Annotated in this window: 17 protein-coding genes; 12 read left to right on the top strand and 5 right to left on the bottom strand. The window is 45.6% G+C overall.

What is annotated here, in order from left to right:
• Positions 1–253: 253 nt before the first annotated feature.
• From IC229_RS32300 to IC229_RS32310, 3 genes are all read right to left on the bottom strand, one after another.
• Entirely contained in the window at positions 254–868 is a 615-nt protein-coding gene (locus IC229_RS32300) for an immunity protein Imm33 domain-containing protein (RefSeq protein ID WP_190892648.1), read from the bottom strand.
• Positions 869–1051: 183 nt separating this feature from the next.
• Positions 1052–1792 carry a LytR/AlgR family response regulator transcription factor gene (locus IC229_RS32305; RefSeq protein WP_190892650.1) on the bottom strand — a complete coding sequence of 247 codons (741 nt, stop codon included), beginning with the start codon at positions 1790–1792 and terminating at the stop codon, positions 1052–1054.
• A 23-nt stretch (positions 1793–1815) separates the two neighbouring features.
• Entirely contained in the window at positions 1816–2103 is a 288-nt protein-coding gene (locus tag IC229_RS32310) for a hypothetical protein (RefSeq protein WP_190892652.1), read from the bottom strand.
• Positions 2104–2127: 24 nt separating this feature from the next.
• Here IC229_RS32310 and IC229_RS32315 point away from each other — a divergent pair, with 24 nt between their 5' ends.
• The 3 genes from IC229_RS32315 (at position 2128) to IC229_RS32325 (ending at position 4344) form a co-directional block, all read left to right on the top strand.
• Entirely contained in the window at positions 2128–2718 is a 591-nt protein-coding gene (locus IC229_RS32315; RefSeq protein WP_262893423.1) for a tyrosine-type recombinase/integrase, read from the top strand.
• A gap of 140 nt (positions 2719–2858) precedes the next feature.
• A complete protein-coding gene (locus tag IC229_RS32320; RefSeq protein WP_190892654.1) occupies positions 2859–3407 on the top strand; it encodes a cupin domain-containing protein in 549 nt (182 codons plus the stop codon).
• Between the two features lie 67 nt (positions 3408–3474).
• Positions 3475–4344: a helix-turn-helix domain-containing protein gene (locus IC229_RS32325; protein ID WP_223834336.1), complete on the top strand. Its 870-nt coding sequence runs from the start codon at positions 3475–3477 to the stop codon at positions 4342–4344.
• A gap of 22 nt (positions 4345–4366) precedes the next feature.
• Here the strand turns inward: IC229_RS32325 and IC229_RS32330 are convergent, their stop codons facing one another.
• Positions 4367–4984 carry a Uma2 family endonuclease gene (locus IC229_RS32330; RefSeq protein WP_190892656.1) on the bottom strand — a complete coding sequence of 206 codons (618 nt, stop codon included), beginning with the start codon at positions 4982–4984 and terminating at the stop codon, positions 4367–4369.
• A 357-nt stretch (positions 4985–5341) separates the two neighbouring features.
• Between IC229_RS32330 and IC229_RS32335 the strand changes: the two genes are divergently transcribed.
• From IC229_RS32335 to IC229_RS32350, 5 genes are all read left to right on the top strand, one after another.
• Positions 5342–5704, top strand: coding sequence for a hypothetical protein (locus IC229_RS32335; RefSeq protein ID WP_190892658.1), 363 nt, complete (start codon positions 5342–5344; stop codon positions 5702–5704).
• Between the two features lie 139 nt (positions 5705–5843).
• The gene (locus tag IC229_RS35850) at positions 5844–5975 is read left to right on the top strand and encodes a hypothetical protein (protein ID WP_262893422.1); all 132 of its coding nucleotides are present in this window, start codon (positions 5844–5846) and stop codon (positions 5973–5975) included.
• Positions 5976–6064: 89 nt separating this feature from the next.
• Positions 6065–6646, top strand: coding sequence for a cupin domain-containing protein (locus tag IC229_RS32340; protein WP_190892660.1), 582 nt, complete (start codon positions 6065–6067; stop codon positions 6644–6646).
• A gap of 17 nt (positions 6647–6663) precedes the next feature.
• A complete protein-coding gene (locus IC229_RS32345; protein ID WP_190892662.1) occupies positions 6664–7374 on the top strand; it encodes a hypothetical protein in 711 nt (236 codons plus the stop codon).
• A gap of 73 nt (positions 7375–7447) precedes the next feature.
• Positions 7448–8353 carry a helix-turn-helix domain-containing protein gene (locus tag IC229_RS32350; protein WP_190892664.1) on the top strand — a complete coding sequence of 302 codons (906 nt, stop codon included), beginning with the start codon at positions 7448–7450 and terminating at the stop codon, positions 8351–8353.
• On the opposite strand, the gene IC229_RS32355 is transcribed toward IC229_RS32350, so the two are convergent.
• Positions 8315–8668, bottom strand: a complete 354-nt coding sequence (locus IC229_RS32355) for an MmcQ/YjbR family DNA-binding protein (protein ID WP_190892666.1) — start codon at positions 8666–8668, stop codon at positions 8315–8317. The two genes, IC229_RS32350 and IC229_RS32355, sit on opposite strands and share 39 nt — an antisense overlap.
• Before the next feature lie 187 nt (positions 8669–8855).
• Between IC229_RS32355 and IC229_RS32360 the strand changes: the two genes are divergently transcribed.
• The 4 genes from IC229_RS32360 to IC229_RS32375 all read left to right on the top strand — a co-directional run bounded on the left by IC229_RS32360 (position 8856) and on the right by IC229_RS32375 (position 12093).
• Entirely contained in the window at positions 8856–9686 is an 831-nt protein-coding gene (locus IC229_RS32360) for a helix-turn-helix domain-containing protein (RefSeq protein WP_190892667.1), read from the top strand.
• 73 nt (positions 9687–9759) lie between these two features.
• A complete protein-coding gene (locus IC229_RS32365; RefSeq protein WP_190892668.1) occupies positions 9760–10467 on the top strand; it encodes a hypothetical protein in 708 nt (235 codons plus the stop codon).
• A 66-nt stretch (positions 10468–10533) separates the two neighbouring features.
• Positions 10534–11361 carry a helix-turn-helix domain-containing protein gene (locus IC229_RS32370; protein WP_190892669.1) on the top strand — a complete coding sequence of 276 codons (828 nt, stop codon included), beginning with the start codon at positions 10534–10536 and terminating at the stop codon, positions 11359–11361.
• 75 nt (positions 11362–11436) lie between these two features.
• Complete coding sequence (locus tag IC229_RS32375; protein ID WP_190892670.1) at positions 11437–12093, top strand: hypothetical protein; 657 nt, start codon at positions 11437–11439, stop codon at positions 12091–12093.
• Positions 12094–12104: the final 11 nt, after the last annotated feature.

The following is a 12104-nucleotide window of genomic DNA, read 5'->3' on the forward strand; positions in this document are numbered from 1 at the left end:
GAGTCAGTATGAATTCGTTTGGCAAAACAAAGTTCATACTTCATTGGGGGTATTTTGTTAAACCTTAAACAGGTTCTGTTTTATAATCTGTTAAATGAAAACCAAAGTACGAAACATTAGGCTAAATAGTGTCTTACGAAACGCCCGAATTATAGATATTCAAATCTCGCTTCGTCTCACGTAGGAGCCATTTTTGAGAATTTACCTATGAAGCCAGTAATTTTGGTAGGTTGGTTAACATTTTTTGGAAACCCTACAATCTTGCGAAGGTTTTTTGTTGGTCATCCCATTCAAAAATTGAACCCGTCGGCTCTTCCAATAACCCAACTATTGAGTCATCTACATTTAACACTTTGCCTAAAGAAACAAACTGAGAATTTCCTTCACTATCCAAATATTCCTGAGATTCTGTACCCGCAGTAATTCGCCAACCACTATCATAAAAACCGTTCTTCTCCCCTAAGCTCTCTTCCCTATATAAATAACCTATCTTATTGCCTTCTAGGAGGACTTTATTCGTTACGAAGCATCGATCTATATACTTTTCTACAATGTTCTCGGGATCCTCGTATTCAGTATCTATTATATGATTTACATCGAACTTAATGGTCCTACCTATTTCTAGATCAACTATAATCTGAGGCTGATTTGTAAGGGCTCCTTCAAACTCATCCCCCAACCTTTGTTCAATTTCGACCCACATCCTTTCCGCGTCTGCATCCACATCAGGCACATTTAACACGAATCTTAACTTTACAATATCGCCACTAGTTAGCTTATCAAGGATAAATCGGGAGGGCTTGTAAAAAGTGTATTTACTTTCCTTTGAGGCACTTACAGCATTATCTAAATACCAAGATTGCTTCATTAGTAGGACATTATTTCTAGTTGTATAAGTAGCTGTACATTAGCCAAAGTACGAAACTTTAGGTAAAATACTGTTTTATTTAACGCCCCATTTTTGGAGCAAACACATGAATGCTCGCTCGTCTCTCGCTGGGAGCGTTTTCTGAGAAAAGGCATTTGTTCGTTACAAATTTATAGTGAGCACCTAAAGCCAGCCAAAATGAGCTAACAGGCGATCCTTCTGCTGACGCCCGACTGGGATAGTGACCTCATTCGACATGATTACGTAACTTCCCTCGCCTTTCCGATACATTTGGATGTGGTCCAAATTCACCAAATACTGACGATGGATTCGTATGAAATTCCGTTCCTCCAGAAAATCCTGAACCTCCCGAAGTGTCCTGCTCAGCAAATACTGCTTGCCATTGAGAAGCACCAATTTAGTGTAATTACTGTCTGATTCACAGTAAACAAGGTCTTTTAGTGCTACAAAAATGATCCCCCCCTGATGAGGAACAGCTAGTTTTTGAGGATACTGCCCCGATTTATACTGCTGCTTCACCAAATCCAGTTGACGAAGATCGAGCTGCTGCTGACGTTCTACTTTTTTCACGGCCGACACTAGATCAAGTGTATCCACGGGCTTAAGCAGATAATCCAACGCGCTGAACTTGAAGGCTTTGAGGGCAAACTCATCATAGGCCGTCACAAAGACCACCTTAAAGCAGGGATTATCCAGTTGCTGGAGCAACTGGAAACCATTCAGTTCGGGCATTTCAATATCTAAAAAGACCACATCAGGCTTGTGTTGTCGGATCGTGCAGAGTGCTTCCTGACTATCGGTACACTGCGCCAGTACCTGTATCTGGGGGCAATGTTGCTGAAGTTGCAGGGCCAGCAGTTGCACACAATACGGTTCGTCATCGACTAGGATTGCTTTTAGCATCGCTTGTAGAATTTATCGACGAGTTAAATGGGAATGGTAATCACCACTTCAGTACCCGCAGCTTTTCCCTGTTGATCCGCCAGGTCATGGACTTGAACCCGTGTGTGGGATTGATAAAGCTGATTAATGAGTTGAATTCGTTCTGAGGTAACTTTCATCCCGAAGGACTTATGGCGCGTCGCCGATTTGCTTTTCAGTTCGGCCGCTCGATACCTGCCAATGCCATCATCCGTAATCGTTAAACCCAGACCGAGGCTCAATGCAAACTGAATGACTGTCGCAACCTCTACCTGTGCAGCTACTACCTGCATGGCCTTCGGGCGCGCGACCTGATTCTGGCGCGGGTATCGCAGTTAGTCGCTGAATGGCACATTGTCGATGATAAACCCGTTCGGCGGTATCGCTTCCTAACGACAGCCCTCAAGACCGAAAAAACCAAAGCCATCGTTGTTGAGGTTGAAGTCCTGTCGATCCTGCTCAACTACGCCCAGGGCAAACAGCCCGACGATTTTCTGTTTCCGTTCATGGGCGATCAGTACCGTACTAAACCCGAAGCCGTGCAGCTACGACGGGCAAAAGCCCAGAATTCGTACGTGGATCACCTGCTCAAGAAAATAGCCCTCAGTCTGGGCATTAACAAACCGCTTGCCATGCACTCCGCCCGTCATACCTTCGCCGAGATGTTGATGGAAGAAACCGGCGACGTTCGGCTCGTTCAGGCTTCGCTCGCTCATGCTAAACTAACCACCACCGAGCGGTATTTTGCGACCGGCAGTAAACAGTCCTTTACTGACAAAGCAAACGAACTCTATCGCCGTCAGGGAATGGCCCGGATCACGGTCGAAATCGAATCTGTACGTAGTGAAACAATAGTGAAACATTTAGCGAAACAGGGCGAAAAAACCGTTTCGCCAAACGAGCCATAATGTGCCTTGACAGTATTGTAAACGGGATTTCGGAAATGGACGAATCTAATCTTTTCGCGAGTGCTAAGTTTGGCTGATTTTTACCACTAAATACCCTGCTGAATGTAGAAAATTTGCATAACACATTAAGAGAAACCGTTATGCAACGCAGACATTTTTTAGCCGCAACAATGGGAGCCGCATCGTTGTCCAGACATAGCCAGCCTACCGAAAATTCGCAAACTAATAAGCCTTTTACCGTAAAAGCTGGAGAAGCCCGTTTTGGTATTCATACGCCATTTCGGGGCAAAAATGTTAATGATATAAAAATATCGGGCAAAGATACTAACGGGCAATTGGCTGTTTTTGAGTACATTGGCAAGGAAAAGATTGGCCCAACCCTGCATATACATCACGATCAGGACGAACTGTTTTCGATTATCGAAGGAGAATATCTTTTTCAGGTCGGTGACGAGAAATTCACGGTAAAAGCGGGTGATACAGTCTTTGCTCCGCGTGGCATACCGCACACCTGGATTCAGTTGTCGGAACAGGGAAAGCAACTATACATGGTGCAGCCTGCGGGAAATCTGGAAGATTTTTTCTTGAAAATGAGCGAATTAAAAGGGCCTCCGAGTGAAGAACTAAGTCTTAGATTGCATAAAGAACATGGCATGACCGTTGTCGGTCCGCCCCTGGCGTTAAAATAGCATAGGGCGTGGGGCATTGGGCTTCTCAATCCCATGCTTATACCTTACCCCCAATGCGCCTAGCCTAATGCTCACAACCATGGACGCTATTTTCGACTATCGCCTGCCTAGTCCAGCCCTGCGTGACTACGTTAGGACGTTGCAGATTGTGGGCTGTTCATTCCCGGCGTCAATGGCTGTTTTACCCGTCAAGTCCTACTGGCCGCGGGCCGAAAATTCGCTGGCATTTTATCCGAAAGACCCCGAAAAACTTGCCTATGGGTTCGACGGAACGTTACTTAGCAAACCCTGCTCAACGCTGAATGGCCAATATTCCATCGTGACGAACCGGCACGTTGGCCGCGATTTTATGGTCTTTCAAGTGCAGTTTCAGCCGGGCGCTCTGTTCCGGCTGACGGGTATTCCGGCGTCTGAGTTGACCAATACGTTTGTCGATGCGGAATCTATTTTCTCCACCGAAATCAGTCGGGTAAACGAACGGTTAAGCTACACAAATCTCTACACCGAAATGATTCCGATTGTGGAAGATTTTCTGTTGTATTTAATCAATCGGGCAAAGCGAAGAGAGACCCGGCCTATCGATAAAATAAGCCAGTATATATTAAAGCAGCCCACAGGTGTTTCATTTGACGGACGTAAACTGGATTGGCTGGCCGACCAGGCTTGTTTGAGTCAACGGCAATTTTACCGACAGTTTGTAGAGCGCGAAGGCGTTAGTCCCAAACTTTATAGCCGGATTGCCCGCTTCGAAAATGCGATGAAATTGAAAAACACGCATCCTTCCCTCGACTGGCTGCGTGTGGCTGTTGAACTGGGCTATTATGATTACCAGCATCTTGTGCGCGATTTTAAAGAGTTTACGCAGCTAACGCCCAACGCCTTTTTAGAAGCCGATACCAAATCGCCAGAGCGCACGTTCGGCGTTACGGAAACGTAGCGAATAAGTAGGGATTTGGCTTTCAGGCGTATGTAGAGCCTTTCTTTGTTAAGTACTGGCCGATGTTAATGACAATACCGTTCATGACTTCCACATCTTTATGCCAGTCTTTTACCTGCCAGTCGTCGTGCGGGGTCGCTATGGTCACTTTTTTCGTTTTTGTTGTAATCCAGATTACTTTCTCGACGCCAAAATTCAATAATTTCTGAGTTTTCTGGAAGATGTAGCTATCGTCGTCTATATCAGCGGGATCAGCATTAATATCCACTTCGATGGCAATTTTTGGCGGAACTTCGGCGTAGAATTCGTTTATAGCGTCAATCGGCAGAGTAGTATTGTCAAAAATGAGAATATCGCCCGCGAGATTGTTGCGTTTGTTGAGGTGAATACCTGCCTCACTCGAAAGTATTGTGAACTGGTTTTCATTTATTTGTTTGCCTAACAAGATAATAAGATGTGTAACAATCAATGATTGCAACGTACTCGAACCCATAATATCTGAAAACGTTTTTGTGCCTGCCAGTACATCCCGATAGCCTTTGTAGTGAATAGGCTTACCATCCATGATTTCATAGATCAGGTACTCGGGCACTTTCGTTCTGGACTTTTTCACCTGCGCTCCCGATTTTGTGGCAATCATCTTACTATTTTTTGGGCTATCAAATATACCTCCCTTAGACGAGGCCATCAAGAGAAGGTAACGATAACTAAAACAGCCTTGTGATACTTACTGTAAATCAGTATATTTTCCAGAGAAAATAAGCAAACGTTATTGTGGATGCTACGTTAAGCAAAGGCCAATTTACTCATCCGGGATTGCAGGAATTCGTGCTTCGGTATGAAGTCGTTCGCTTTATATTTGGGAAAGACGTAGCACCACCCGCCAGATATTTTGCCCCTCGTCCCGAACAGTCGCTTACGTTTTATCCACGAGATCCTCAGCGGTTCCGCTACGTTGATTCGACGAATATCATTAGCTATCCTTACGCTATTGTTCATGGAATGCACACCGTTCCTATTTATCGATATGGCGGTCATGATTTTCTGGCGATACGTGTTGTGTTCCAACCGGGGGGCTTTGTACCGGCTCACGGGCATTCCGTCGCGCGAATTGACCAATACGTTTGTCGATGCGGAAGTGATTTGGAATAAAGATATTCGGCTTGTTTCAGAACGACTCAACAGTTGCGATGATCTGACGGAGATGCTACGTATCATTGAGTCATTTCTGGTTAACGTAGTACGCTCATTTCGCAAACATCATCATGCCGTCGACGTAACAAGTCAGTTGATTTTAAACCAGCAGGAACGTATTACGCTCGACCAACTGGCCGATCAGTCGTGCCTGAGCGTGCGGTAGTTTATCCGAAAGTTTGAGGAACGTATCGGTCTCAGTCCGAAACAGTTCGACCGGATTGCCCGCTTCGATAAAGCGTTTCGGATGCGGAATAAGTACCCCTCGCTCGACTTGCTAAGCATCGCCATTTCCTGCGGTTACTATGACCATCAGCCGCATCGGCGGTCCGAACTTTGCCAAAGATTGCAAAGAGCTTACGTATCTGTCGCCTACGTCGTTTTTTGAGGAAGACCTGAAAGCCGCTGAACACGTATTTGGGCTGCGGGAAGAGTGAAAAATGTCACTTTTTTACCAGTATCCAACCACTCTACACGCCTAGTTTTGTCAGAGAATCATTCACACTTACCGCAAAACGATTCGGGTATGAATACGAACACACCTACACAGACACCAGGCGAAAAAACGCTACGTCCTTTTATTGTTGAACCCTCGAAACCCACCGACATTGGTGTTGGGAATGGCGTAAACATCGTCCGAACCATGATTCGGCAAAGCCAGACCAATAACCGTTTCAGTTGCATTGAAGGCTACGTAGCACCGAAGCGAATGGGGCCGCCAATCCACCTGCATAAAGAAGCTGACGAACTGATGTACGTAATAGAAGGTACCGCCGGTATGATGGTCGATGGCGAGATTTTTATTGTTGAAGCTGGTGGATTTGGGTTTCGCCCGCATGGCCTGGTGCACACCTTTTTCAACCCGTCGGATAAGCCGCTACGTTTCATCGACATGTTTCCGAATCAGGGGTTCGAGGTGTATCTGGAGGGCATGTTTATGGAGATTCCCGCCAAACTGATCGCGCAGGGAATCCAGCCCGGAACGCCGGAGTTTGGTGCAGGTATGCAGGCGGGCATACAGGAGCTGGATCAGCAATTCGATGTCGTCTGGCTAATGGGCGACCCTCGTTATCAGCAGATTGTCGATACGTATGGATTGACGGTATAAGCCTATAACTACGTATCATGGAACGTTCCTACAAACACGTTAGCTATTTATTCGTAGCTATTCTGGCGATTATTGTCGCTGGATTTTACAAAAGCTATTTCAGCAAGTTTCCGGTATTTACTGGCTTTACGTATGTGCATCATACACACTCGTTGCTGCTGTTGCTTTGGTTCGTAATGCTCATCATCCAGCCGATTCTAATTTATCAGAAACGGCTGGATCTGCACCGGCTGATCGGAAAGGCGTCTTACGTACTGGTGCCGCTGATTGTCTGGTCGATGTTGGCTGTCATGCGGAAGCAATACCTCAGAAATTTGCCCAACATGCCGGAAGTGCGGAATCTGGCGTCTTTGTATCTTCCTGTGTCAGCTCTGATTCCGTTTGTTACGTTGTATGTACTGGCGATTATTTATTGCAAAAAGCCGGCCCTGCATATGCGCTATATGATTGCTTCGGCAATTGCGTTGCTTGGCCCCGGTATCGGACGTATCAATTTCGGATTTGCCGATTTCAAGACGGCCGTCATGTTTGCTTTTGCCCTGGGCGATGTATTTCTGGTGGGCCTGCTGATTTATGAATTTACGAAAGGAAAAAACTACCGCCCTTACCTGATTTCGCTGCTCATCTGTGCGGTTTTTCATTACGCATTTCCGTGGGCACCCAACTCGGCAGGCTGGGAATGGGTAGCACAGGGATTGGTACGCCTGTTTAGTATTGCTACGTTATAGCCGATAACTAAAGCAGTTTGATGTAAGGCCTGTAAATCAGTATATTTCCGTAGAGAACAAGCCAGCATTTTTTATGGGTGCTATGTTTTGGAGAGGTCAGTTCGACAAGCCGACTTTACACGAATTTATTCTTCGATACGAAGTTTTTCGCTTCGAATTTGAGAAGGATGTGTGTTTGCCTGTTAAATACTATACACCCCGCCCCGAACATTGCCTGACCTTTTATGTCCGTGATCCGCAACGGGCCAGTTTTATCGATTCGCCGACCATTATCACGTACCCACAAAGCATTATTTATGGCATTCAAAACATCCCTATTTATCGCTACGGCGGGCACGATTTCTGGGCCATAAAAGTGGTTTTCCAACCGGGAATGCTCTATCGGCTCACGGGTATTCCGTTGCAGGAATTAACCAATACGTTTATTGATGCCGAAGCCATCTGGGGCCAGGCGATCCGGGATGTTTGCGCTCGGCTGAACAGCAGCGATGACCTTGCTGAGATGCTCCAATTCATCGGGGAATTTCTGAAACGGTTGGTCAAAACGGCTCGTAAAAATGAATCGCCCGTTGACAAAGCTGGTCAATACATTTTGCACCAGAACCAGCAAATTTCCTTAGACCAACTCGCCGACCAGTCGTGCCTGAGTGTACGGCAGTTTATCCGAAAATTCGATGAACGGATGGGCGTGAGCCCCAAAACGTACGACCGAATTATCCGATTTGACAAAGCCTTTCGGATGAAAAACAAGTACCCCGCTTTAGATTGGCTCAGCATTGCACTGGCCTGCGGATATTACGACTATCAACATCTGGCGAAAGATTATAAAGAGTTTACACACCTCACGCCAGCTTCTTTTCTGGAGATGGAAAAAGCTACAACCAACAGTTTTTTCGGCTTCTGCGAAGTGTATGATCGTTACGTTGGCACCACCGACAGCTCATTCTTCATACCGGCTTTGTTTGACCAGATCAGCTAGTTTTTTGGGTGCTACTTCACAGTAAGCCATTGCCAGGGCGTCTACAAGTGTTTCCTCAAGTACTTTATCAAGCATAATAAGTGTCCAGCCTTGTTTACCCCACATGTTCGGAACGGGGTAAATAATGGAGGAATCAAAGGACGAAAATGCGCCTTGATCGACAAGCGATAATTTGACACAAATTCGATTGTGTGGCCCATTATAGGTGGCGAATATTTTCTTGCCCACTTTGAAAGAAGGCTTTTCAAAATGAGGTTGTTCGGTCGTTTCAGGAAACGATAAGGCTATTTCTCTAATCTGGTTCAGGTCAATCATTGTCGGCTATTGCAATTGTTTACCAGTCCTGAATATACAAACTTTTCAGGGCTTTAGAAACGTCTTTTTATGCCAGAATGTAAGGCAAATTACGCCCGATCCCCTATGCTACGTTGCCGGGAACAAGCTCATGCTACGTTAAATCAATTAGGCTTGCTAGAAAGCGCATAAAGTACTAGCTTTCAGGATGATCTATCAGCGTATTCCACCCTGTCCGGCTCTTCAGGATTTTGTGAAAGAGTATATGCTGTGCCATTTTATAGCTGACCCTGCCTGTCCACCCGTTATTCAACCCTTGCCCCCTTTGCCCGAACATGGCTTAGAGTTTATACCAAAAGGATTAGCCACGTCGATTAATCAACAGACGGGAGAACGTAGCAAAGAAACACGCTACGTTATTTTCGGCCAACCCGTATCCCGAATCAACTTTATAATGCCGGATGAAGAGTACCTGGTTATTCGGGTTATTTTTCAGCCAGGGGGCTTATTTCGCTTATTGGGTGGCGTACCACTCAATGAGTTTACTGATAAAATAGCTGATGCTGAACAAATTTTAGAGCCAGACATACGGTTTGTGAATGACCAATTACTCCATGCGAAAAGCTACTCTCAATTGATCAAGATAATCGAAGAGTTTTTATGGAATAAAATTCGTCGGGTAAAATTGGAAACTCACGCCGTCGATAAAATCGGGCAGTTGTTACAGGGTACTCCAACGCGCTTTTCGTTAGACTGGTTGGCCGATCAGGCGTGTTTAAGCCCCCGGCAACTGGAGCGTAAGTTTATTGAACGATTGGGTATTGGACCCAAACTGTTCAGCCGGATTTCACGCTTTCATCAGGCATTTATGCACAAAGAAATGCATCCCCAACTGGACTGGTTTACGGTTGCGGTCAACTATGGTTACACGGATTTTCAACACTTATCCAAAGACGTTAACCAATTTGCTGGCGTCGCCCCTAATACGCTTCTATCTGAGTACGCACGTTCTCCTGCAAAAATTTTGCAGTTGGCGTAAAATGTCGGTTTTCTACTCGTAAACAGGAATTCATTGCCATGATATTAGCGCTGAACAAAAGACTATTCTGACCATGGAAAAAGCCTATAAAAATATTAGCTACCTATTTTTTGCCTTACTGATTATCAGTGTCATTGGGTTTTTCCAAACCTACATTGTAAAGTTTCCAACGTTTACCGACACGGTTAGTGCTCACCATATTCATGCTACGTTCTTATTGCTCTGGATTGCTACGTTAATAGCACAGCCACTTCTGATTCGGGCCAGAAAAATTGAATTACACCGATTGATAGGTAAAGCGTCGTATGTGTTAGTGCCACTCATTGTGCTGTCAATTCTAATGGTGACCCGCGTTCAATATCAGCGCGGAATTGCCCAGCATACTCCCTCCGTACTTGTAGACTACGGCATGTATATGACCTTTGTTGATCTGGTGCCTTTCATTACGTTATATCTGCTAGCCATGTGGTATCGGTGTGTACCGTCTGTACATATGCGGTACATCATCGCCTGCTCGGTTATCTTTTTTAATCCCGCTTTTGGCCGTATAAACATCATTTTCTTCGGGATGGAACCGGAATTGGGAGTTGTAATTTCATACGTGTACTGTGATACCATTCTGCTTGGGTTTCTAGTATATGACCTCATAAAACATAAACCTTATCAGCCTTATTTGTATTCGCTGGCGTTTTTGATTGTCTGCCATAGTTCATTACTCTACGCGCCTTTTTCTCCAGTTTGGCACACATTGTCAACTGCATTTGCTCAAACGTTTTTTTGATAGGTTCAGGAGTATCTCTCACCGTCACTCATTTGGCTGAATGTGAGCAACTTCCTATCTTTCAGGATGATCTATCAGCGTATTCCACCTCAGCCAGCCTTACAGGCATTCGTGAAGGAATATCTGCTGTTGCATTTTGTGTATGATCCGGCGAAACCGACGCTAGTCAAAGCCTTTCCTCCGCTTCCCGAGCATGGTCTGGAGTTCTTTCCAAAAGGGCTGGTTACGTCCGACAATCCATTGACTGGAGAAGTGAAAAAAGCACCCCGAAACGCTGTTTTCGGCCAACAGGTGTCTCGCATAAACTTCGTGATGCCCGCCGAAGATTATGTCATGATTCGGGTCATTTTTCACGCGGGCGGCCTTTTTCGATTGTTGCGAATACCGCTAACCGAATTCACGGATAAAAAAATCGATGCCGAAGCGGTCATCAATCAGGAAGTTCGGCAGGTGAACGACCGCTTAGCCAACACGATCAATTATCGGGAGATGATTGCCATTGTCGAGCACTATTTGTTAGGCAAAATCCGGCGGGTGAAATCTGATATTCATGCAGCCGATAAAATTGGGGCCATTTTGCTGCACAATCCCACCCGTTTTTCATTGGACTGGCTGGCCGATCAGGCGTGTTTGAGTCCCCGACAACTGGAACGGAAGTTTGTAGAACGAATGGGCATTGGCCCCAAGTTATTCGGCCGGATTGCACGCTTTCACAAAGCGTTTTTATGGAAAGAAGCGAATCCAGAAGCGGATTGGCTATCGGTGGCGGTCAAATTTGGCTATACCGACTTTCACCATCTGTTTAAGGATTTTAAAGAATTTGCCGGTGTTACGCCCAATACGCTGCTATCGGAATCCGCACGCTCGCCCGAAAAAGTTTTGCGCTTAACGTAAAAACGTCGGTTTTCTACCCATACCGGCAATGATTGTGCCCGTACATTACGTCCTGAAAATCAATTCTGTTACGTAATGGAAAAAGCCTACCGAAATATTAGCTATCTGTTTGTTGCTGTCCTTATTCTTGTCTTTCTCGCGTTTTTCAAAACGTACTTCGGCCTGTTCCCGACGTTTACCGGAACCACTACGTTAGTTCATGTTCACGCGGTTACCATTCTGCTGTGGTTTGCCATGCTTATCGGCCAGCCGATATTGATACGTCGGAAGCAGGTAGCATTGCATCGGGCCATTGGCAAGGTTTCCTATGGGCTGGTACCGGTAATGGTGATTTGCTTTCTGCTGATGGCTCGGCAGCATCAGTTACGCGGAAAAGATCTTGTACTTTTCGTTTACAATACGTTCGATATCAGCCTGTTTGTTTTGTTCTATATCCCAGCCATCGTTTATAAACGCCAGCCTGCCTACCACGCTCGCTTTATGGTGATGACCGTGTTGCCATTTTTGGGAGCCACGATAGGCCGACTACCCAGCTTTCCCATTCCGGGGGCCGTTCTTGGGCTGTTGATTATTATTGGCTTATTGGTGTATGAACGTTTCACCCGGAGAGTGTACAAGCCTTACCTGATCTCGCTAATCACTTTTGTAGGTCTCCTAATCGGTTGTGTTAGTATTCTCAGTGTTGGCGCGAGAGTCCTACATACGCTTTGGAATGCATGTTTCGGCGGATAAAAAATGATAAA

Source organism: Spirosoma profusum (assembly GCF_014699005.1).
GTDB classification, from domain to species: domain Bacteria; phylum Bacteroidota; class Bacteroidia; order Cytophagales; family Spirosomataceae; genus Spirosoma; species Spirosoma profusum.